Raw genomic sequence first — 23065 nt, 5'->3', positions numbered from 1 at the left:
CCGCTATTCCAAGGGCTCGTAGTCGATCAGATCTTCTCTGTCCAGGCCGCGTAGCGCTTCCTCGATGCCGTCGATCTCATCCTTTGTGTATTTTCCCTTCTTCCTCAAGCGATCGAGAAGGTCGTCCGCGTTGTCGAACTTCCTTTCCTGGGCCATCTCCAGGATGTCTTCCAGGAGTCGTTTCGATGGCTTCCGAATGGGAGGCCTTGGATTTGTCAACCGTTCCTTGAGGCGAGTTTTAGACTCGTACTGGTCGCTGACTCTGATCTTCCAGTCTTCGTCTGGCTTGCGAGGGATGGCTACGGGTTCCGAGTACGTCTTGTCGGGTGTTGCCGTTTTTTCCTTCCAGCCGCTGGCTTCCTTGTCAGATGGTTCGTACGTATTCCACGACCCGGTAATACGTGAGGGGAAATTCTCCCATGGGGAGGGGTGTGAGAATTGGACCACAGCTTTGTACCAGGACATGGATTTGTCTGATGATTTCGCTTCGTTCACCGCAGGGGTTTCCACCTGTGTATTGAAGCGGCTGTTCGTGCGCGAGGGGGCGGGAACCAGATTCGCGCCGGTGGCAGGGCCACCCATTTTGTCGGGAATCAAGTGCATTTTGACGATCGCATCCGGCCAGTACCGCATCTCCTTTTTGTGGCCAGGAGGGTTCTCGCCTTCTTTATCATTTGCGGCACCGGCCGGCTCGCCCTGCCTGATGGGTTTGTGCAGGTAATGAACCTTGGTGACCTCGTTCGCGCGCACACCGGGCGGAAGGTCGGGGTAATCTGTTGGGGGGAGCGGCCTTTCTTCTTCTTCCAGGCGGATGATCGGTTGCGGTTGTCCCGGCTCATCCGTACGGACTGCATCCACCGGGTTCGAAGTGGGATTCAGCCTGGCGATGACGTCGATGTCAGGGTTGCCGTAGGCTCGCAAACTTCTCAGGCGGTACCGGTTCCGCAGGGCGATGAGGGTCGCGTCGAAAGTGTTCTCCGGTATCCCCTCCCTCAACTTCGGGAGAAGGTATGCACGGATACGCGCCGTTATGATGTCCAGTCGCTGATCCAGAGCATCCGGAGATTCCTCTTCCTTCTTCCGTTCCTCTTTGTCCTTGTCGGACTTCGGGCGCCCCGGGCCGTCCTTGTCGTCGTCCTTGTCCGGCTTCGTGCCGTCCCCGTCCTTGTTCTTGGGCTTCGTCGAGGGCGGGTCGTCCTTCTTGGGCTGGGTGGAGTCGTCGTCCTTGTTCTTGGGCTTGCCTGGGGTGTCCTCCTTCGGCTTGGTGCTGTCGGCGTCCCTGTCCTTGTCCTTCGGCTTGGGCTTCGGGGACGGGGGCGTCGTGGCCGGCTTGTCGTCGTCCTTGTCCGGCTTCGGCTTGGTGTCCGTGTCCGTGTCCGTGCCCCTGGGCCTGGTGCTGTCGCCGTCCCTGTCGGACGGGCCTTTCGGCCTGTCGGGGGTGCTCGGGGTGTTGTCCTGGTCCTTCTTCGGGCCGGGCTTGCCCGTGTCCGGCTTGGCGCCGGGCTTGTCGGTGTCCTTCTTCCGGTCGGGCTTGCCGTCCGGTTTCGTGCTTGGCTTCGTGTCCGGCTTCGACGTGTCCGGCTTCGGTTTTGTCGTGGTCGGGCGGGTGCTGCCCGGGGTGTCCGAGGTCTTCGTGGTGGGCTTCTGGGTGCCGGGACGGTCCTGGTCCTTCTTGTCGCCGCCCTTGTCCTTGTCCGTGTTCTTCTTGGGGTCCGAGCCGTCCCCGCCCGCGTCCTTCTTGTCCCCCGGCTTGTCCTTCTTCTTGCCGAGCTTCGCCGCCACGCCCCTGAGCCGGCGGCCCACCTTGCCGATGTACTTGCCGATGCCGCTCAGCAGCGCCTCGTAGGCGAGTTCGAGGAGCGCCACGATTCCGGCCGCCACGGCCTTCGCGAAGAGCACGCCCGCGCCTCCCTGGCGGACGGCCTTCAGCCAGGTGATGACCGCGCCGATCGCGCGCAGGATCTCGCCCAGGGCGCCGATGGCCACCCTGATGGCGTCGATGACGGCCATGGCCCAGCCCGCGCCCGGGATCAGCTTGGCGACGACCTTGGTGATGACGATCTCGCCGATGATGAAGGGGAGCGAGGGCACGATGGCGTCCCACGTCTCCTTGACGATCTTCTCCAGGGTGTAGCCACCCTTGATCAGCTTGTCGATGATCGCCTTCGGGATGCCCAGGATCTCCTCGATCTTGGACTGGAACCATTCCTTGACCGCGGCCTTCACCTCGGCGAACAGGTGGTTCTTCGCACCGTCCACCGCGGAGTTCTTCGCGCCGCTCAGCCAGCCGCCCGGGTCGGAGAGGAAGTCGACGGCGATCAGCATGAAGTCGCCGAGCGCGGCGAGCAGTTTGGAGGCGTATTCGAGGACCGTCTTGATGGCGTCCATGACGGCCTTCACGACGTCCAGGAGCGCCTTCCTGAGAATCTCCAGGAGTCTGCTCAGCAGCTTGCCGATGGCGTTGAGCAGATCGCTGATGACCTGCTTGAGCATGTTGGCGAGCTTGTTGACCAGGGCGATCGCGGCGGCGATCAGGTCGGTGATGAACTTCCGGATGCGGTTGGCCAGTTCGATGACGGCCCGCACCATGGCCTTGGCGAACTCGATCAGATCGTCGATGAAGTTCTTGATGGCCTCGACGATGGCCTCGCGCGCCTCGTTGATCCAGCGCTCGACCGTCTCCTTGAAGTTCTTGATGAAGCCGACGACCGCCTCGCGCGCGTTCTTGATGACGCTGACGATCGCGTTCTTGATCTCGATGACTTTTTGCTTGATCCAGTCGAACGCCTTGGTGACCCAGTTTCCGGATTCCTCGACGCTGCTGTCGCGCTTCTTCTCGGCGTCCTGCTCGGCCTCGGTGTTCTTGTCCTTGATCTTCTTGTCGCTGTCCTCCTTCTCCTTCTCGGTGTCCTTGTCGGTCTCCTCTTCCTTGTCCTTGACGTCCTTGCGGACCTTCTCGTGGCGCTCGGTCTTCTTGGTGCCGAGGCTTTCCAGCTCCTTGTCCTGCTCCGTGCGCCAGTTCTCGCGTTCGGCGGTGACCTCGCTCATCGCCTTCTCGCGTTCGCCCGCCTGGCTCTCGGTGTTCTTCGCGACTTCGGAGTCGACCTGCTCCTTGTGTTTCTGCTGGGAGACCCGGAAGTCCTTGTCCTTGGCCTGCCGGCCGCTGGACATGTCGCTCTGGCCCTTGCTGAACGCGGCCTGGAACTCCGGGCCCTTGTCGTGCTCCGCGACCTCGGACGCCGCCTCGGGCGGGACCACGCCTGTGCCGGCTCCGCCGCCGCCCGGGCCGCCGCCCTTGCCGCCCTGTGCGCCCGGGACCTTGGCCTGCATCTGCTCCTTGGGAGCGTCCGGGTAGACCTGGTCCTCGCCCATCTTGCGGTTCGCGTCGTCGCGGCCCGTCGCGACGGTGTCCTCGCCCTTGCTGTCGACGGCGGCGCCCTGCTCGTCCGCCGTGCCGTCGGCGGCGTCCTTCATCCCGACGCCCGGCGCGTTCCCCGCCTGGGCCTGCTTGAGCGCCTCGTCCTTCGTCGGCAGCCCGGCGAACTTGGCCGCCAGTTCGGAGGCGTCCACCTCGAAGCCCAGCCAGCTCGCGACCTTGCCGAGGCCGAAGCCGAGCGCCATCTTGAACGTGTCCCAGCCGCCGGGCTCCTCGGCCTTCTCGGCCTCGATGTCGCCCTCGGGCTCCTTGGCGCCCTTGACCTCCGCCTTCTCGCCCTCCGGCGCCTTCGACTTCGCGGCCTCGTCCTCGGAGTACTGGGCGGGCGCGTCGGTCTTCGGCCGGCCCTGGAGGGTCTGCGGGGCACCGGCGGGCCGCTCCATCGAGGGCGGGGAGGCCGCGAGTTGCTGGTGTTCGTCGCCGACGGTGCGGTCCACGGAGCCGCTGACTGAGCCCATCGCCTCCATCGCCTTGTGCGGCTTGAGCTTCGAGGCCGTGGACAGGCCGGCTTCCGGGGAGACTTGGGAGAGGTTCGGGGCCGCGCCGGTGTCCTTCTTCCTGCCCTTCCCCTTGCCTCCCTTGGCCGGACCGCCGCCGCCGCCTCCGCCTCCGCCCCGTGGTGCCTTGGCCGCCGAGCCGGACTTGGCGGGGGAGGACTTCGGCTTCTCCGTCTCGGGCTTGGGCGCCGCGGTGGGCGCGGGTGCCGCGGCGGGGGCCTTCTTGGGTGCGGGCGCGGCCGGTGCGGAGGTCCGTGCCGCCGGGGCGTCCGTGGTGGTGGGGCTCTCCTCCGTCTGCGCGGGACCGCCCGACGGTTCGCTCTGCGAGCCCGAGGCCGCGTCACTGCTCGCGCCGCCCGGCACGTCGGCGTTGGACGTGCCGGAGACATGGCTGTCCCGCGCGGCGGACGTGTCCTGCGCCTCCGCCGCCGGCTCGCTCTTGCCGCCCTCGGCCGACTCCTGCTGCGTCTGGCCCCCGCCGTTCTCACCGGCCGGGCCGCCCTTGCCCTCCTCGGCCGCCGGGTCCTTCTCCGCCGACTGGCCGCCCGCCGCCTCCTGGGACGCCTTCTCCGGGTTCTTCCCCGACTCCTCGCCCTTGGCCGAGGTGCCCTTCTCCTCCTTGGCGGACTGCTCCTCGGTCTTCTCTTCCTTCTCGGAACCGGCCGGACCCTCCTGCACCGCGGTCTGCGCCGCGACCGGTCCCTCCTTCGGGTCGGCACCGGCCTTGGGGTCCCTCGACGCCGTGCCCGGGCCGGGCCGCGCCTCCGGCTTCTCCAGGTCGAGCCCGCCCGGCTGCCCGTCCGGGCCGGTGCCCTCGGTCTCCGGTGACCGCTCGGGTGTCTCGGAGCCGGCGGTGTGGTCCTTCTCCTCCGGCTCGGCCTCGGCCGCCGCGTCCTCGGCGTCCTCCGCGTCACGCTCGGCCTGCACCCTGTCGGCCCTGGTCTCCGGCGGAGCGGGGAAGGACGGCATGGCGGGGGCGGCGGAGGAGGACGGGTCCAGCTCGTCCGCGGTCGGCACTGCGGACACGTCGAGGTCCTGCTGCGGGAGGAAGTCCTCCGGCTGGAGCTTGATGTCCCAGGCGCTCTTCGGAGCGCCGCCGACCTCGACCTCGGACTGGCTGCCCTGGCCGAACGGGTCCTCGTCGGGCTCCTCCGCCAGCTCGTCGAGATCCTGTCCCCGTACGCCGTCCAGGGTGCTGACGGCACGGGAGAGCTGGGTGTCCTGCCCGGCCGTCGTCGGAGAGCCCGTGGGCTTCTCCTGCCCGGCCTTGTCCTCCTTCTTGACCTGCTGGCCCGCCACCAGGGCATCCGCCGCGCCCGGCCGGTTCCTGGCCGCGGATTCCTCCTCGCTCGCGGCCGGGGTGCTCTCCTGCTCGGTCCGCTCCGCGCCCTCTTCGGCGTTCTTCTGCTCGCCGCCCGCGGCACCGTCGTCGGACTTGGCGTCGGCGGAGTCGCCCTGGCCCTGGGAAGCCGCCGCCTCCTGCGCGGGTGCCGCGGCCGGACTCTCCGTCTGCTGCTCCCCGGCCGCCGTACCGCTGGAATCCGCGCCGCCCGGCTGCTGCTCCCGCGTGCTTCCGCCCTGCGGGGTGGTGGCGTTCTCCCCCTGCTCGCCGCCGTTCTGCGGGGTGCTGCCGGTCGCGCCGCCGTCGTCGGACCGGTCCTTCTCCGGGCCGGGCGCGGTCGGCGGCCGCTGCTCGCGCTGCTGCTCCTCCTCGGCCGACCGCCGCTGTGTCTCCTCCTGGAACCGCAGCTCCTCGGCGAGATCCGGCTCGATCCGCGGGGCCTCGTGCGACTCCTGCCCGAAGTCGTCGTCCCGGTCCTCGATCTCGTCCACGAGGTCGAGCACCCGTTCGTGCTCCGAGCTGAGGAGCCTCGCCTCCAGCCGGTCGAGGACCGACTCCTGCAAGTCCTCCGGCAGCCGGGCCAACTGCATGCGGGTCCGCTTCGACCGGTCCTCCGGGTCGCCGCGCAGGGAGCGCACGATCGAGTTCGCCAACCGGTCCACCAGCGTCGCCGGGTCCAGCAGTTCCGCCCGCCGCCGGTCCGCGTCCACGGTCGCGTAGCGCAGCCAGCCCGGGGTCGGCTGTCCCGGCTCCACCTCGGCCGCCGGCTCGTCCTCGCGTACGGAGCCCAGCATCGCGTTCCGTACGGACTCCTGCGCCGCCGACTCCGCCTCGCGCTCCGCCGCCTGCTGCGGCAGGCTCACCGCGCCCAGGTCGCGGCCCGCGCGCAGGGCGCCGAGGCCGTCCGGGTTCTGCACGGTGTGCAGCAGTTCGTGGGCGAGGAGGCGCTGCCCCTCCGCCGTGCCCGGGTGGTAGGTGCCCTCCCGGAAGAAGATGTCCTGGCCGACGGCGACCGCGTCCGCGCCCAGCAGGTCGGTGAGCGCACCCGCGTCCCGGTCGGTGTGCAGCCGCACCCGGCTGAAGTCGTGGCCGAGCTGCTCCTCCAGCTCCCGGCGCACACTCAGGTCGAGCGGCTGCCCGGCGCCGCTGACGATGTCCTTGGGCTCCGGCGCGGTGTTCTTCGCCGAGCGCTCCCGGCGCTTGCGGCGCTTGGCGTTCCGCGCCGCCTCCGCGCGGGAGTCCTGTGACGCGTGCGAACTCATGTGCGCCCCCGTCCCGTTGAACCCGGCCGCCGCTCCGGGCCGCCGGAGGCGTCCGGCGCGCCGTCCCCCGAAAGCCCCGCGTGCACCGCGCGCGCCAGGGCCTCGCCCAGCCGGGCGGGTGAGGCGGTGCGCGGCAGCGGCGGCAGCCCGGACAGGGCCTCCACCGTCAGGTCCCGGCCGCCGGACGCCAGCGGCACGCCCCGCTCCCGTACGAGCCGGGTGAGTTCGGTGCGGAATGCGGCCGTCACGCGGTCGGTGTCCACGCGGGCGTCGAAGCCGTCGAGCACCAGCTCACCGATCTCGACGCGGATCTCCCGGGGCGGACGGGCCCGCTCCGGCCCGGCGGACCGCGGCGTTTCGTCCGGCAGGGCTCCCGTCGTCGGCCCCGCCGCGTTCCGTCCCGTCTCGTTCCGACGGGTCCCGTTCAGATCCATCCGCGGACCTCCGAGGGCGTCAGGGAGCGTTCCAGCTTCAGGTACTCGGTGCGGGCGGCGGCCAGCATGTGCCGCATCCGGAGCGACTCGCCCTCCTCCGCCGCGAGGAAGGCGCCCGCCAGCGCGATGTTGCGGATGGAGCCGCCCGCCACAGTGAGTTGCGCCAGCCGCTCCGGTTCGATGTCCTTGACCGGAGCCTGCGCGGGCAGCACCCGGCGCCAGATCTCGGCCCGCTCGGCCTCCCCGGGGAAGGGGAAGTCGACGACGAAGCGGATGCGCCGCATGAAGGCCGTGTCCAGGGCCTTCTTCATGTTCGTGGTGAGGATCGCCAGGCCGCGGTAGGCCTCCATCCGCATCAGCAGATAGCTGACCTCCAGGTTCGCGTACCGGTCGTGGCTGTCCTTGACCTCGCTGCGCTTGCCGAACAGGGCGTCGGCCTCGTCGAACAGCAGCAGGGCCCCGCCGCGCTCCGCCGCGTCGAACACCTTGCGCAGGTTCTTCTCGGTCTCGCCGATGTACTTCGACACCACCTGCGAGAGGTCGATGACGAAGAGGTCCAGCCCCAGTTCCTTGGCCATCACCTCGGCCGCCAGGGTCTTGCCGGTGCCCGAGCCGCCCGCGAAGAGCGCGGTGACGCCGAGGCCCCGGCGCAGCGTCCGGGCGAAACCCCACTCCTGGTGGACGGTGCCGCGCTGCCGTACGTGCGCCACAATCTCGCGCAGGATGCGCAACTGGCGCTCGTGCAGCACCAGATCGTCCCAGCCGGCCTCCGGTTCGATCCGGCGGCCCAGCTCGTCCAGGCCCATCCGGGCCTCGGTCAGCCCGGCCCGCCAGGCGAGTGACTGTGCGTCCAGACCCGCGGCCTCCCCGCCGGCGAGGCTGCGGCGCACCGTCGCGGCGGCGGACCGCACGACGTGCGGCGGCAGCGAGAACTGCGCGACGAGCTCCCGCAGTTGCTCCTCGCCGACGCCCGGCACCCCGCTGAACGCCTCCGTCCACAGCCGCAGCTGCTCCTCGTCGCCGAGCTCCGGGACGGTGATCCGCTCCCCGCGGGTCGCGTGCGTGGCGGGCCGGGCGTCCGTACTGGCGACGACCAGCGGCACGGCGGCGCCAGCGATGAACGCGTCGGCCGCCGCGGCCTGTTCGCGGTCCAGCTCGCCGCTCTCCAGCAGCAGCGCGGCGGGCAGCAGGATCGCCTCGCGCTGCCAGAGCCGGGAGAGACGGTCGCGCTCGGCGGGACCGGACGGCACGTCCTCGGCGGCCATCGTGTAGAGCCCGAGTCCGCTGCGGCGGGCGGCGGACGCGGCGATCTCCTCCCGGGTGTGCCGGTCGCCGCCGACCAGCTCCACCCGCGGCGGCACGCCCGGCCCGGACTCCGCCCAGCCGGTGGCGATCCGCTGCGCGGCGGCGTCGTACGAGGGCGGGAGGCCGGCGGGGAGCGGCACGCGCCGCAGCAGCCCGTGCAGCCGGGCGTCGAGATACGGCGAGCCGAGGAGGAAGTGCAGGATGCGCTCGTCCAGGCGCAGGCGCGAGCCGGTCAGCCGGGTCTCGTCGGCCGGCTCGACCAGCCGCCAGCGGCGCAGCGGGGCCACGGGGGTCAGGGCGCTCCAGTGCGGCTCGGTCAGCGCGGCCAGGGCGAGGGAGAACGTCGGGTACGGGCGCTCGGGGTCCCCGCTCGCGGCGGCGCAACGGGAGGCGGTGGTCGGCTCCAGCTCGGCGGCCGCGGCGAGCAGCAGGACGTCGCGTTCGAAGGAGCTGAGGCCGAAGCAGGCCACGAGGGCGTCGAGGGTGGCGGGGCCGCCGGACGCGGACCGCTCGGGAGCCCCCGGCCCGGGGCCGGCGGACGGCTCCTTCCCGGGCCGGTCCGGTCCGGTGCCCGGGCCCGGGGCGTCGGTGTGGGCGTGGGCGTGGGCGGGAGCCGGGTGGGGTTCCGTCCCGGACGCTCCCGGACGCGCGCCGGGGACTGGCTCGGGGGCCGGGCCGGGGGAGGCCGGGCCGGCGGTGCCGGGTCCGCCGGTCTCCGGCCGGGTGGACGTCCGGGCGCGGGCGGCGTGGGCGTCGAGGCGCGCCAGGACCGACCGCACGGCAGCGGCCAGCGCCGCACCGTCCGCGTACCCGGACGCGGCGGCCGGCCCGGCCCCGCCGGACGCCATCCCGCCGGACGCCATCCCGCCCTCGCCTGTCCCCGCCACCGCGCCTCAGCCCTCCCGCTGTTCGCCGGCCGCGCCGGGGGCGCCGTCGGCGCCGCCGCTTCCGGGGCCGGTGGTGCCGTTCCCGGCGGTCGTGCCCGCCGGGCCCGCCGGGCCCGCCGGGCCGGCGTCACCTCCTGTGCCGGTGGAGCCCGCCGTGCCGGCCGTGCCGGTGGGCACGGCGGCGGTGCTCCGGCCCGCGCCGGGCCCGGGGACCGGGGACGCGCCGGTGACACGGGACTTGCGCGTCGGCGCCGTGGCGGCGGGCGCGGGCTCCTCGGGCCTCGTCCGTGCCGCCGGTGACACGGCCCCGGGCCGGCCGGCCCGGGCCGTGGTCCGCCGGGCGGCCGCGCCGGCCGCCGCCGGAGCGGAAGCCGCGGTCGCCGACGGGGCCGCGGAGGCCGTCGCGGCGGCGGGGGCCGTCCCGGGCCGGGCCGCGGAAGAGGCCGCGGCCGCGCCGGGGTTGCGCCCCGCGCGCGACGCGCCACCGCCGACCGGCGCCGGGCCCCCGGCCCGCGCCCGACCGTCCGGCGCCTCCGTACCGCCGCCCGGGGGCACCGGAGCCCCCGGGGCGCCGAAGGGCAGCGCCCGTACCGTGTGCCGCTCCACCGGCGGCGCCTGGACGGGCAGTTCACGGCCCTCGATCAGCACCAGCGACGCCTGGTAGGCCACCGACAGCGAGTACGGCGTCTGGTGGAGCATCCCCCAGAGCTTGGAGGTCTCGTCGATGTCCATCTGGGTCGGGGTGAAGCGGACCTTCTGCACGGAGTCGGCCAGATCGCTGCCCGCCAGATGCGGGCGCTCGGCGGCCTGCGTGATCACGTCGCGCGGCAGCACCGGGATCTCGTGCAGCGTGCGCACCACGCATCCGATGAGCCGCTGCCCGACCAGCTCGGCCTCCTCCCCGTAGGCGCTGATCAGATAGTGCAGATCGAGCGCGGCCGCGGCCCGCTGGACGAGGGTGCCGTCGGAGGCCCGGGTCGGCAGGTCGTTGTTGCGCATCGAGGCGTTCGGCGTCACCTGGTAGCAGAACACCGTGATGAGCGGGTCGGGCGGCGGGTCGGCCGGGGGCTTGCGGGGCTCGACGCGGACCGCCTCGTTGAACTCGGGCGTCAGGTTGTTCGCGATCAGGTGGGCCAGCGCCTGGGTGACCGTCGCGATGGCGAGTGCGTTGCTCATGCCTCAGCTCCTCCGTCCGCCGCGCGTCAGGTAGTCCTCCAGGCTCAGCGCCGGCGCGGGCCGGCCCGTACGGCCGGAACCGCCGCCCGCCCGTTCGCCGGGACGGGCCGCGCCCGCGGCGCTGACCTCCAGCCGGCCGATCTCCACATGCACGACCTGCTCCGCGCCCCGTCCCCGGCGCCGTCCGGCACCGGAGCGGGCGGCTTCCCGGGCCGCGGCCGTGTCCGCCTCGCGCGGGCGCGGCGGTACGGCGGCCGGGGGAGCGGCGACCACGCCCGGGGGGTGGGGCGCGGCCGCCGCGACCGTGGGTTCCGGCACGCCGGGGGCGGGCGCGGCGGCCGCGGCCCGCCGTTCCCGCCGCGGGGCCTCCCGCCCCGCCGGACGCGGACCGGGTGCGACCGGCGCGGCGGGCCGCAGCAGCGGCGCCGCGGGCCGCGGGGTGACCGGCGGTCCGGGCTCGCCGCGGGGCACCTCGGAGCGGACGACGGTGTGCCGGTCGGTCCGGACCTCGCGCTCCCGCCGGACCGTCTCGACCACCCCGCGGGCGGCCGGCGGCGCGGGCGCGGAGAGGAATCCGTCCTCGTCCTCCCCGGGGCCCGCCGGACGTAGCGACTCGACCCGTTCGAACGGGCCGGGCAGCCGGGGCCGCACCCGCGCCGGGGCGGCGGCGCCGGTCACCGCCCGTACGGGGGTGTACCGGGCCAGCAGCCGGTCGAAGTAGTCGGGGTCAGCCATCTGCGCACAGCTCCAGGTAGTAGCGGCGCCGCAGCGGACTCAGCGCCAGGATCTCCGGCTCGCTCCAGCCGTAGGCGGTGGCGAGCAGGTGGACGTCGAGCAGCAGGTCCCGCGCCCAGGAGTCGAGTTCGGTCCAGAGGTAGGAGGCGATGTCCAGCTCGGCCGGGGTGGCCTCGCCGCACTCGGGGCAGGTGACGTGGAGCGTCACCTCGGCGGCCGGGTCGGCGCGCTCGGCGGCCTCGGCGATCCGCCGCCGCACCCGCTCGGGCAGAGCGTCGGGCAGCCGGTCCCCGGGGACCGGCTCGCCGTTCCGTACCGCGGAGACGATGCAGCGGGCCAGCAGCATCCGCCGGGCCGGCGCGGCGGGGCCGGAACCGGCGGAACCGGCGGCAGCGGTGGAACCGGCGGAACCGTCCGAGGCACCACGCACGCCGCCCTCCCCACCGGCATCCGGATCCGGCCCCGCCCCGGAGCCGGTACGGGAGTCCGCCCCGGAGCCGGTACGGGACCCGGGCCCGGCCTCTGCTCCGCCGTCCGTCCCCGTCCCGCCGTCCGTCCCGCCGTCCGCCGCCGCCCGGGCCACCGCCGCGAGGTCGGCGACCGTGGGCAGCCGGAACTCGACCACCCAGCCGTCCTCCGCGACCCGCAACGGGCCCCCGGGCCGCGGCGGTTCACCGGGCAACCGCCCCGCGTCGAGGTCGAACTCCATCGACGTCCCGCAGGCACGGCACTCGATCCGCACCTCCATCCGCTCGCCGAAGAGCGCGCTCCGCAGCGCGAACAGATCCGTCTCCCGCTCGCCGACCGGCATCGCCAGCAGTTCGCCGGTGCCGGTCCCCGGGCGGGCCGCGCGGTGCAGCAGCAGGGCCCGCCCGGGGCCGTGCTGCGCGAGCCCCGCCTCCCACACGGCCAGCAGCTCCGCGGTCCCGGGCGGGTGCACCGTCCCGGGCCGCGGGGCCTCCGCCGGCGCCGTCGTCTCCATCACGCGGACCGTCCGGCGCTCAGACCGGGTTGGTGAAGGACGGCTCCGTCGGCTCCGGCACCTCGTAGTCCCGCTCCCAGCCCTCGCACTCCAGCTTGAGGCTCTGGATCGCGACGGCGTTGGCGTTGGCGTCCAGCTCGCCCAGGACCTGGTACTCGCTGGGCCAGGCCCGGTAGAGCTTGTGCGAGACGGCCACCTGCCCGGCCTCGTTGAGGACCTGGATCACGATGTCCCGGCGGAAGTCGGCGAGCGACACCTCGGCGCCCAGCCCGGCCCCGACCTGCCAGACCTTGTTGGCCCAGCGGTCGAATTCCGGATCGTGGGTGACACCGCGTTCGAGCGTCACACCCTCGAATTCGGAACGCCCGGGCGATTTGCGCGGAGTGCTGGGGTCGCCGCCATTGCGGTGCTTGACCACTTCGGTGGTGCGCTTCAGCGGGCTGATTTTACTGATGCCCGCGACCGTACGCCCGCCCCAGAGAACGAGGAACTTGAAATTCTTGTACGGGTCGAAGCGATGGGCGTTGATCTGAAACTCGGCCATCGGATTCCTAAATCTCGAACTGTCCGGCGATCTGCTGGATCTTGACGACCACGAACTCCGCGGGCCTGACCGGCGCGAATCCCACCACGACGTTCACCACGCCCTGTGCGATGTCCTGCTCGGTGGTGGTGTCCGCGTCGCATTTCACGTAGTACGCCTCGCGCGGGGTGCGGCCCTTGAACGCGCCCTGGCGGAACAGGGTGTGCAGGAACGACGAGGCGTCCAGCCGGATCTGCTGCCAGAGTTGTTCGCTGTTCGGCTCGAAGACCACCCACTGCAGCCCGCGGTGGAGGCTCTCCTCGATGTGCAGGGCGAGCCGCCGCACCGGTACGTACTTCCAGTCGCTGTCCAGGCCGTCCGCGCCCTCCAGGGTGCGGGCGCCCCAGACCAGCGGGCCGAGTACCGGGAAGGTGCGCAGGCAGTTGACGCCCAGCGGGTTGAGGAGGCCGCTCTCCCGGTCGGTGATCCGCACGGTCAGCGACCGCACGCCGGCCAGCCGGGCCTCCGTGCCCGCCGCCGCCTTCCACACCCCGCGCTCACCGTCCGTACGGGCGGTGACGCCGGCCACGGCGCCGGACGGCGGGAAGGCGCGCAGCCGCCCGGTGAGCGGGTCGGTCAGCCGCACCTGCGGGAAGTAGAGCGCCGCGTGGTCGCTGCGGACGGGGTCGAACGCGGCCAGCCCGGCCCGCGCCCGGTCCACGCTGGTCCAGGACGCCGGGGCGTCGACCAGCAGGAAGATCCGCCGCTCCTCGCAGAGCGCCACCGCCGCCGAGATGACCGTGACCATGTCCTCGGTGGACTCGTACGCCGCCAGCTCGGGCAGGGACAGCAGGTTGACGTCGTCGGCGTCGCGCAGCGCGTGCAGCCCCGTCTTGAGGTCCTCGCTGCCGATGAGGTCCCGCGGTCCGGGCGGATCGCCGTCCGCGCCGCCGGTGAGCGGGAAGACGGGCGGGTTGACCGAGCCCTCCAGGCCCAGGTCGTTGGCGCACTCGCCGAGGAACCGGACGGTGTCGCGGGGGTCCGCGGACCCGGCGACCACCTGGATCCGGTCGCCGAAGGCGGTGGCCTCGGCCCGGGCGAAGGCCCGCTTGCCGGGCGCGTCGGGCAGCGCCCGCAGCTTCCGCTCCAGCAGCAGGGCGAGTTCGGTGACGGTCACCGGGGCCGGGCCGTCCACCGCGGGGTCGTACAGGGTGAAGCTGCGCTCCGTTTTGCCGATCTTGACGGTCAGCTCGACGGCGAGGTCGGGCAGTTCGGCCCCGAACGGCTTCGACACCGTGCCGGACGGGTCGGGCCGGCCCTCGCCGGTCACCCTGACCCGCACCAGCTCGGAGCCCTCGTTCACCACGGTCTCCACGAAGCGCCCGTGACCGGGGTCCATGGACAGCCCGGTGTAGCTCTCCCGGGCCTCGCCGTTCGCGTCGGTGATCCGCAGATTGAAGGTCTCGTCCGGGCGCCGGGTGTCGTGGTCGACGAACACCCGCAGGCCGGAGCCCCAGACGCCGGCCTCCCGGGCGGTGACCCGGAGCACCGGGCGGGCGCTGCCGTCCTCGGTGGACTCGAGCGTGACCTCGGCCTCCTCCCCGGAGCCGGACGCGGCCACGCGCACGATCACCGCGGCGGAGCCGCCGTTGCCGAAGAACTGGTGGACGGCGTGGCCGACCGCGCTGCGGGCGGTGAGACCCCCGAAGCGGCGTTCGAAGTCGGCGAAACTGGTGATCCGCACCGGCTGGTTGAGCGGCCCTCGGCGGGTGTGCCCGACGAAGGCGGTCACCGAGGTGGTGACCGCGCCGATGGTGCGGACGCTACTGGGAAGTTCCTCGATGTATACGCCGGGATGGGCCGTTCGCACCGGCATTCCCTCCATTCCCTTCGCGCACCAAGAGATGAGAAGAAGGGATGAAGGAGTTGTGTACGGCCCATGAACGCGCGCGCACGTTCTCCGTCCCCCCGACGCACACCCCGCGCGATTTTCGGTACCGCGCGCCCAGGCGTTAATTGCCTGTGGCTCTTGGTGCATGAGTGCCACTTGGAGTCTGGGCGCCCCGTCAAGTGAGGGTCAAGGATGGTTTCCGGCCTTTCCATGAAGCGGATGGCACCCTTCCGCCGGCCGTGCCGAGGTGGTGGATCAGGGCATTTTCCGGGGCCGGAGCGGAAGTGGGTGATCAATGCCGTGGCGGAATTCAATATTCCGGGAATCGGATTAAGTCGAAAGAGTGAGGGTGTCGGCGCGCCGGTTTGTGTACCGGAAGGCGAAAAATGAGCGCTTTGGCCATGGGTCGCGGGATCACCGGCATCTGTACAAGGTGTGAAAGAGCCGTATACGGCCCGGCGGGAGAAGGACCGGCGGGCTTGTCGGATGCCGACGGCGCCCACCCGGGAGCGCTCCGGCGGCGCCGATCGCGACGGCCGCGGGGCGGCCCGGTCCGGGGCGGGCCGCGCACCCGACGACAGAGACGAGCGAGACGAGCGAGGCGGGCGAGAAGAGGGGAGGGGGAGGCGAACGCCTGAGGCCCGGAGCGGGGAGCGGGGAGCGAGGAGAGGCGCCCGGCACCGGCCTCCACCGCTGGTGCCGGGCGCCGCCCGGTCGGCGCAGCCGCCCCGGGCGAGGCCACTGTCACCGATGCCGGGGATATCCCCGGTACGGCGCGCCGCCACTCCCGTGATCTGTGACTGTAATCACCGCGCACATGTGATCTGCGATTTAGGGCGCTCCGGCGGACGGCGATAACCTGCGGGACGGACATGCCGCGTACCGGCCAGTGTGTGCGCCTCCCAGTGACCGCGTCGTCACGCTGCCCCTGCGGCACGCCCATGCAGACAACGCACCGCAATCACCACGACAGCGGTATCGAGACGCAAAGGGACGGACGCGCGTGGACCTGTTCGAGTATCAGGCGAGGGACCTCTTCGCCAAGCACGGTGTACCGGTGCTGGCCGGTGAAGTGATCGACACGCCTGAGGCGGCGCGCGAGGTGACCGAGCGTCTCGGCGGCCGCGCGGTCGTCAAGGCGCAGGTCAAGGTCGGTGGCCGCGGCAAGGCCGGCGGCGTGAAGCTGGCCAAGGACCCGGCCGACGCGGTCGAGAAGGCCGGCCAGATCCTGGGCATGGACATCAAGGGCCACACGGTCCACAAGGTGATGCTGGCCCAGACCGCGGAGATCAAGGAGGAGTACTACGTCTCCTTCCTGCTGGACCGCACCAACCGCACCTTCCTGGCCATGGCCTCCGTCGAGGGCGGCATGGACATCGAGGAGGTCGCGGCCACCAAGCCCGAGGCCCTCGCCAAGGTCCCGGTGGACGCCAACGAAGGTGTGACCCCCGAGAAGGCCCGCGAGATCGTCGAGGCGGCGAAGTTCCCCGCCGACGTGGCGGACCAGATCGCCGAGATCCTGCAGACCCTGTGGAAGGCCTTCATCGCCGAGGACGCGCTCCTCGTCGAGGTCAACCCGCTGGCCAAGACCGGTGACGACGGCAAGGTCCTGGCGCTGGACGGCAAGGTCTCCCTGGACGCCAACGCCGACTTCCGCCAGCCGGACCACGCGGCGCTGGAGGACAAGGCCGCGGCCGACCCGCTGGAGGCCGCCGCCAAGGCCAAGGGCCTCAACTACGTCAAGCTCGACGGCGAGGTCGGCATCATCGGCAACGGCGCCGGTCTCGTGATGAGCACCCTGGACGTCGTCGCGTACGCCGGTGAGGCGCACAACAACGTCAAGCCCGCCAACTTCCTCGACATCGGCGGCGGCGCGTCCGCCGAGGTGATGGCGAACGGCCTGGAGATCATCCTGGGCGACCCGGCCGTCAAGTCCGTCTTCGTCAACGTCTTCGGCGGCATCACCGCCTGCGACGCGGTCGCCAACGGCATCGTGCAGGCCCTGGAGCTGCTCAAGTCCAAGGGCGAGGAGGTCGACAAGCCGCTGGTCGTGCGGCTCGACGGCAACAACGCGGAGCTGGGTCGCACGATCCTCTCCGACGCGAACCACCCGCTGGTCCAGCAGGTGGACACCATGGACGGTGCGGCCGACCGTGCCGCCGAGCTGGCTGCTAAGTAAAGGGAACGGGTCACCAACACCATGGCTATCTTCCTCACCAAGGAAAGCAAGGTCATCGTCCAGGGGATGACCGGCTCCGAGGGCCAGAAGCACACCAAGCGGATGCTTGCCTCGGGTACGAACATCGTCGGCGGCGTGAACCCGCGCAAGGCCGGCACCACGGTCGACTTCGACGGCACCGAGGTGCCCGTCTTCGGCTCCGTCAAGGAGGCCATGGAGGCCACCGGCGCGGACGTCACGGTCATCTTCGTACCGCCGAAGTTCGCCAAGGACGCGGTCGTCGAGGCGATCGACGCCGAGATCGGCCTCGCCGTCGTCATCACCGAGGGCATCGCGGTGCACGACACCGCCGCGTTCTGGGCCCACGCCGGTGCCCAGGGTCACAAGACCCGCATCGTCGGCCCCAACTGCCCGGGCCTCATCTCCCCCGGACAGTCGAACGCCGGCATCATCCCGGCCGACATCACCAACGCCGGCCGCATCGGCCTGGTCTCGAAGTCCGGCACGCTGACGTACCAGATGATGTACGAGCTGCGCGACCTCGGCTTCTCCTCGGCCGTCGGCATCGGTGGCGACCCGGTCATCGGCACCACGCACATCGACGCCCTGGCCGCCTTCGAGGCCGACCCCGACACCGACCTGATCGTGATGATCGGTGAGATCGGCGGCGACGCCGAGGAGCGGGCCGCGGAGTACATCAAGGCGAACGTGACCAAGCCGGTCGTCGGCTACGTCGCCGGGTTCACCGCGCCCGAGGGCAAGACCATGGGCCACGCCGGCGCCATCGTGTCGGGCTCCTCCGGCACCGCGCAGGCGAAGAAGGAGGCCCTGGAGGCCGCGGGCGTGAAGGTCGGCAAGACCCCGTCCGAGACGGCCCGCCTGGCGCGCGCCGCCCTCGCCGGCTGATCTCCGGCCCGTCGCACGGCCGTACGGCCGCGCGGCCGGCCTTCCCCAGGGCGCCGGTTCCCCCTCCGGGCGGGAGCCGGCGCCCTGGGGCATGTACGGAACCGCCGCGGGCGCCCCGGGCCCGGAAGCGTCCGATCAGGCCGGACGCTCACACGACACAACGAATATTTGCGGCTAACCGGATATACCGGATGCCGCTTGGCAGCATGGCCGTGTGAGCCGACCGATCGCCGACCCCGGCCTGCTGCCCCTCCCCGCCCGCGACCACTCCGCCGCCCCGCCCGTCCCGGCCGACGAGCGCCTCCGCACCGCCGGAGCCGGGGTGGCGGGCGGCGCGGTCGCGGCCGGGCTGGGGGTGGGCGTGCCCGCCGTGGTGGTGCTCGCCCACTGGATCGTCTCGGCCGACGCCGGCACCGGACCCGAGGGCGCGCTGCGGACCGCGGCCGCCCTCTGGCTCCTCGGCCACGGCGTGGAACTCCTCCGCGCCACCGGGGCGGACGGCGGTACGGCGCCCGTGGGGCTGCCGCCGCTGCTGGTCGGGCTGCTGCCGGTGTGGCTGCTGTTCCGCTCGGCGCGGCGGGCCACCGAGGAGGCGGAGCAGGCGGAGGCGGCGGAATCCGCGGCGCTCGCGGAGGCGGCCCTGGCGGCCCGTATCGCACGGACGGAGTCCGCCGGACCGAGAGGAGCGGCCGGTGACCGGGACGCGGCACGGGACGGGGCGCCGGAGAGCGAGGAGCCCCCGCGCCCGCCCGCGTACAGCGCGTTCGGCGCACTCGGCTGGCTCTGCGCCGGCTACCTCCTCGTCGGACTCGGCGCCGCCCTGTACGCCGACGAGGGGCCGCTGCGGGCCGTGCCCGCCGAGGTGCTGCCCCGGCTCGGTGCCGTCTGCGCCGTGACGGTGCTCTGCGGCACCTGGGCCTCCGGCGGCCTGGCCGAACGGCGGCTGCCCGCGGGCGTGCGCGCCGCCCTGCACCGGCTGCCGCGCGCCGTGCGCGCCCCGTTCGGCTATCCGGAGGCGGGGGCCGGGCCGCGGGCGGCGGCGCAGGGAGTCGCGGTGCTCCTCGGCGGCGGTGCGCTGCTCACGGCCGGCTCCCTCGCCGTGCACGGCGCCGAGGCGCGGGACGCGCTGCTCGCCCTCGACGGAACGGTGCCCGGCCGGGCCGCCGTCCTGCTGCTCTGCCTGGCCCTGGCGCCCAACGCCGCCGTCTGGTCCGCGGCCTACGGACTGGGGCCCGGCTTCACGGCCGGTGCCGGGAGCACCGTCACCGCCCTCGCCGCCACGGGCTACCCGGAGCTGCCGCGCTTCCCCCTCCTCGCCGCGCTCCCGGCCGAGGGCCCCGGTTCCCCGCTGACCTGGGCCGCCGGCGCGATCCCCGTGGCGGCGGGGGTCGCCCTCGGCCGGCGCGCGGCCCTCGCCGCGTACCGGGCACGGGCGGCGGGGCGGCCCGTCCCCGCCTGGTGGCAGACGCCGTTGACCGCCCTCCACGGGGCGGTGGTCTGCGGGCTCGCGATGACGCTGATCGCGGCGGTGTCGGGGGGCACCCTGGGCACCGGCGCGCTGGCCCGGCTCGGTCCCGACGCCTGGAGCACCGGAGTGGCCGCAGCCGCCTGGACGGGCGCGCTGGGGCTGCCCACCGCACTCGTGCTCCACGGCTGGTGGCTGCGGAAGAGCCGGTGGCGTGGCACGGGCCCGGACGCCGTCACCGCCACGGCCTGAGGGGCCGGGACCGCGGCCGGAGCGCCGCGCCGGCGGAGAGCGCGAGGGCCTCCTCGGGAGGCTCGGAGGAGGCTCGGGAGAGGCCCGGGACGGCTGGTGCCCGGGGTCAGTCCGGGACGCCGAGGAGGGGGCGGAGGCGCTCGGGGAGGAGTTCCTCGCACTGCTGCTGGGACGAGCGGGTCAGAGCGTCGTCCACACAGGTGTAGTAGTCGCGGTAGACGATCTGGAAGGTGTAGGTCGTCGCCACGACGGCCAGGGCGAGACTGCCCGTGACCAGCCCGCTGACCGCCGCGCTCTTCTGCGACCTGGCCCCGTAACCGCCGTTCTGCGACGGGGACTTGGCAGGCCCGGCGGCCGGTCCTGCGTCCGGTCCTGCGGTGGTGTCCGGTGCGCCCGACACGTCCTCCGGGCGGGCGGCCGCGGTGCGCGACGGCGAGCTCTCCGGGCGCTGTGCCCTGCCCCGCAGGGAACTGATGCCCCAGTACAGGGCGAGGGAGCCCAGCAGCAGGGCGATCTCCGGCAGGCTGAACAGGGCGAGGATGAACCCCCACATGCCCGCGACCATCGCGTACCGGGCGCGCCGCTGATTCGGATCCGTCGGGTCCCAGCGCAGCTCGCCGGGACCGCCCGGGCCCTCGGAGCGGCCCGGCCCGTCCTGGCGTCCGCCGCCGAAACCGCCGCTCTGGCGGCCCGGCTGGCGGCTGCTCCACCGGGAGCTGCCCCAGGAGGGGCGCCGGCCGCCGTCCTCGCCGCCGCCGCGGCCCTCGCCGCGCCCGCCGCGGGGCCGCCACTCCTGGTCGGGACGGCCTTCCGGCGGCGGTGCGAAGGGGTTGTCGGGCTCACCGGCGCGGCCACCGGACGGCCGGTCACCGCCGGCCCGGTCCTCGCCGCCCCGGTCGCCGTCCGCGTTCCCGCGGTCCGCGCCCGGCTCCGGCGTTCCGGCCGTTGCGCCGTCACCGTCGCCCTCCGGGCCCCGCCCGGTGTCCCGCGGTCCGCCGCCGTCACCGCCGCTGCCGTTGCCGTGCGCGTCATGTCCGTCGCGTCCGTCGCGTCCGTCCCGCCCGCCGGAGGCCGGGGACGCCGATGCCGGGGGGCGTTCGCGCAGGAGCGGGGTGGGGAACGGCGGGAGGCTGGGAGTCGCGCGGAGGCGTCGGTCCGGCATCTGGAGTGTTGTCTTCCCTCGTGTCGTCGTCCGGGCCGCGGGCCCGCGTCGGCGGATTCGGCCCTCGGAGTGACGTCGGTGTCTGAGACGCACGCTACCTCCCGCGCGCGCCCCCGTCCCGCGGGGGCTGCCCGCGGTGCCGGTATCGTGGCCCGTGGTCGGCGGCTTCGTAGGGTCTTCCGGACACCAGGATGCTCCTCGCTTGTGCGACCCCACAAACCTGCGCCCCTTGAGAGAGAGTTCCGCCGTGTCCTCGCCCCCTCCCAGCGCCCGCTCCCGGACTCCGGACGGGGGCCGGCCCGCCCGGCTGGTGGTGCTGGTCTCCGGCTCCGGTACGAATCTCCAGGCGCTGCTCGACGCGGTCGCGGCCGCCCCGGACGGCTCGTACGGCGCCGAGATCGTCGCCGTCGGCGCCGACCGCGACGGCATCGCCGGCCTGGAGCGCGCCGAGCGCGCCGGGCTGCCGACGTTCGTCTGCCGCCTCGGCGACCACCCGGACCGGGCGGCCTGGGACCGGGCGCTCACCGAGGCCACCGCCCGCTTCGCACCGGACCTCGTGGTCTCGGCGGGTTTCATGAAAATCGTGGGCAAGGAATTCCTCGCCCGGTTCGGGGGGCGGTTCATCAACACCCACCCCGCGCTGCTCCCCAGCTTCCCCGGTGCCCACGCCGTGCGCGACGCCCTCGCGTACGGGGTCACGGTGACCGGCTGCACCGTCCACTTCGTCGACGACGGCGTCGACACCGGACCGGTCATCGCCCAGGGCGTGGTCGAGGTCCGGGACGAGGACCACGAGGACGGGGGAGCGGCGCTCCATGAGCGGATCAAGGAAGTCGAACGACGGCTGCTCGTCGATGTCGTGGGGCGCCTGGCCCGCAACGGCTATCGCATCGAGGGACGAAAGGTACAGATCCCATGACCACTCCTGAAGGCCTCGCGGGCCCCGCGGGCCTCCACGGCCCCGACGGCACCCAGCGGCCCATCCGCCGCGCGCTGGTCAGCGTCTACGACAAGACCGGCCTGGAGGAGCTGGCCCGGGGGCTGCACGAGGCCGGGGTCGAGCTGGTCTCCACCGGTTCCACGGCCGGGCGGATCGCCGCCGCCGGTGTGCCCGTCACCAAGGTCGAGGAGCTGACCGGCTTCCCCGAGTGCCTGGACGGGCGCGTCAAGACCCTGCACCCCCGGGTGCACGCCGGCATCCTCGCCGACCTGCGGCTGGAGGAGCACCGCAAGCAGCTCGCCGAGCTGGAGGTGGAGCCCTTCGAACTGGTCGTCGTCAACCTCTACCCGTTCCGGGAGACCGTGGCCTCCGGCGCGACCCCCGACGAGTGCGTCGAGCAGATCGACATCGGCGGGCCGTCCATGGTGCGCGCCGCCGCCAAGAACCACCCCTCGGTCGCCGTGGTCACCAGCCCCGCGCGCTACGGGGACGTCCTCGCCGCCGCCCGCGACGGCGGCTTCGGCCTGGACGCGCGCAAGCGGCTCGCGGCCGAGGCGTTCCAGCACACCGCCGCCTACGACGTCGCCGTCGCCTCCTGGTTCACCGGCGCCTACGCCCCCGAGCACGCGGAGAACGTCACCGCGCTGCCCGAGTTCCTCGGCGAGACCTGGCGCCGCAAGAGCACCCTCCGCTACGGCGAGAACCCGCACCAGTCCGCCGCCCTCTACACCGACGGCACCCCCGAGGGGATCGCCAACGCCGAGCAGCTGCACGGCAAGGAGATGTCCTTCAACAACTACGTCGACACCGAGGCCGCCCGCCGCGCCGCCCACGACCACGACGAGCCCTGCGTGGCGATCATCAAGCACGCCAACCCCTGCGGCATCGCCGTCGGCGCCGACGTGGCCGAGGCGCACCGCAAGGCCCACGCCTGCGACCCGCTGTCGGCCTTCGGCGGCGTGATCGCCGTCAACCGCCCGGTGTCCGTGGCGATGGCCGAGCAGGTCGCGGAGATCTTCACCGAGGTCGTGGCCGCCCCGGCGTACGAGGACGGCGCCGTCGAGGTGCTGGCCCGCAAGAAGAACATCCGGGTGCTGCGCGTCGGGGGCGCCCCGGGCCGGGCGAACGAGCTGCGGCCGGTCTCCGGCGGTGTGCTCCTCCAGCACGGCGACCGCCTCCAGGCCGAGGGCGACCTGCCCGAGACGTGGACCCGGGTCTCCGGGGACGCGCTGGACGAGGCCGGGCTGGCCGAACTGGCCTTCGCCTGGCGGGCCTGCCGCGCCGTGAAGTCCAACGCCATCCTGCTCGCCAAGGGCGGCGCGACCGTCGGCGTCGGCATGGGCCAGGTCAACCGCGTCGACTCCGCGAAGCTCGCGGTGCAGCGGGCCGGCGCGGAGCGGGCGGCCGGCGCGTACGCCGCCTCCGACGCCTTCTTCCCGTTCCCGGACGGCCTGGAGGTGCTGCTGGAGGCCGGTGTCACCGCCGTGGTCCAGCCGGGCGGCTCCGTCCGCGACGAGCAGGTGACCGAGGCGGCGAAGGCGGCCGGCGTCACGATGTACCTCACCGGGACCCGGCACTTCTTCCACTGAGCCGGCCCGCCCCAGCACCCCGCGGACCACCCGGCGCCGCGCCCCCTTCCCGGGCGGCGCGGCCCGGGCCCGTACGCCCGCCGGGGCGCGCGCCCCGGGGCC

At 73.2% G+C, this 23065-nt stretch carries 14 protein-coding genes; 5 read left to right on the top strand and 9 right to left on the bottom strand.

Going from position 1 to position 23065, the window contains the following annotated elements; all coding sequences use genetic code 11:
• Positions 1–3 precede the first annotated feature (3 nt).
• From LIX60_RS11930 to LIX60_RS11895, 8 genes are read right to left on the bottom strand one after another with little or no spacing between them, the layout of a single operon-like run.
• On the bottom strand, positions 4–6537 hold the full coding sequence (locus LIX60_RS11930; protein WP_227958406.1) for a DUF4157 domain-containing protein: 6534 nt from the start codon (positions 6535–6537) through the stop codon (positions 4–6).
• Positions 6534–6971, bottom strand: a complete 438-nt coding sequence (locus tag LIX60_RS11925; RefSeq protein WP_227958405.1) for a hypothetical protein — start codon at positions 6969–6971, stop codon at positions 6534–6536. Before LIX60_RS11925 ends, LIX60_RS11930 begins: the two co-directional genes overlap by 4 nt.
• Entirely contained in the window at positions 6962–9124 is a 2163-nt protein-coding gene (locus LIX60_RS11920) for an AAA family ATPase (protein ID WP_374117973.1), read from the bottom strand. The genes LIX60_RS11925 and LIX60_RS11920 overlap by 10 nt, the downstream gene beginning before the upstream one ends.
• Positions 9125–9169: 45 nt before the next feature.
• Positions 9170–10339, bottom strand: a complete 1170-nt coding sequence (locus tag LIX60_RS11915; protein WP_227958404.1) for a DUF4255 domain-containing protein — start codon at positions 10337–10339, stop codon at positions 9170–9172.
• A 3-nt stretch (positions 10340–10342) separates the two neighbouring features.
• Positions 10343–11074, bottom strand: coding sequence for a hypothetical protein (locus tag LIX60_RS11910; protein ID WP_227958403.1), 732 nt, complete (start codon positions 11072–11074; stop codon positions 10343–10345).
• Complete coding sequence (locus LIX60_RS11905) at positions 11067–12056, bottom strand: hypothetical protein (RefSeq protein WP_265584845.1); 990 nt, start codon at positions 12054–12056, stop codon at positions 11067–11069. The genes LIX60_RS11910 and LIX60_RS11905 overlap by 8 nt, the downstream gene beginning before the upstream one ends.
• Before the next feature lie 19 nt (positions 12057–12075).
• A complete protein-coding gene (locus tag LIX60_RS11900) occupies positions 12076–12600 on the bottom strand; it encodes a phage tail protein (RefSeq protein WP_019710451.1) in 525 nt (174 codons plus the stop codon).
• Between the two features lie 7 nt (positions 12601–12607).
• Entirely contained in the window at positions 12608–14455 is a 1848-nt protein-coding gene (locus tag LIX60_RS11895) for a phage tail sheath C-terminal domain-containing protein (RefSeq protein WP_227958402.1), read from the bottom strand.
• Positions 14456–15473: 1018 nt separating this feature from the next.
• Between LIX60_RS11895 and sucC the strand changes: the two genes are divergently transcribed.
• The 3 genes from sucC (at position 15474) to LIX60_RS11880 (ending at position 19272) form a co-directional block, all read left to right on the top strand.
• Positions 15474–16649 carry an ADP-forming succinate--CoA ligase subunit beta gene (sucC, locus tag LIX60_RS11890; protein ID WP_227958401.1) on the top strand — a complete coding sequence of 392 codons (1176 nt, stop codon included), beginning with the start codon at positions 15474–15476 and terminating at the stop codon, positions 16647–16649.
• Between the two features lie 21 nt (positions 16650–16670).
• On the top strand, positions 16671–17555 hold the full coding sequence (gene sucD / locus LIX60_RS11885) for a succinate--CoA ligase subunit alpha (protein WP_227958400.1): 885 nt from the start codon (positions 16671–16673) through the stop codon (positions 17553–17555).
• A 214-nt stretch (positions 17556–17769) separates the two neighbouring features.
• Entirely contained in the window at positions 17770–19272 is a 1503-nt protein-coding gene (locus tag LIX60_RS11880; RefSeq protein WP_227958399.1) for a DUF6350 family protein, read from the top strand.
• 106 nt (positions 19273–19378) lie between these two features.
• On the opposite strand, the gene LIX60_RS11875 is transcribed toward LIX60_RS11880, so the two are convergent.
• Complete coding sequence (locus LIX60_RS11875) at positions 19379–20434, bottom strand: hypothetical protein (protein WP_227958398.1); 1056 nt, start codon at positions 20432–20434, stop codon at positions 19379–19381.
• A gap of 247 nt (positions 20435–20681) precedes the next feature.
• Between LIX60_RS11875 and purN the strand changes: the two genes are divergently transcribed.
• Positions 20682–21353 carry a phosphoribosylglycinamide formyltransferase gene (gene purN / locus LIX60_RS11870; protein WP_227958397.1) on the top strand — a complete coding sequence of 224 codons (672 nt, stop codon included), beginning with the start codon at positions 20682–20684 and terminating at the stop codon, positions 21351–21353.
• Complete coding sequence (purH, locus tag LIX60_RS11865) at positions 21350–22963, top strand: bifunctional phosphoribosylaminoimidazolecarboxamide formyltransferase/IMP cyclohydrolase (RefSeq protein ID WP_227958396.1); 1614 nt, start codon at positions 21350–21352, stop codon at positions 22961–22963. Before purN ends, purH begins: the two co-directional genes overlap by 4 nt.
• Positions 22964–23065: the final 102 nt, after the last annotated feature.

Source organism: Streptomyces sp. S07_1.15 (assembly GCF_020739505.1).
In the GTDB taxonomy this organism is placed as follows: domain Bacteria; phylum Actinomycetota; class Actinomycetes; order Streptomycetales; family Streptomycetaceae; genus Streptomyces; species Streptomyces xinghaiensis.
Note: the sequence above shows the minus strand (reverse complement) of the source record. Positions and strands in the feature narration are given on the sequence as shown.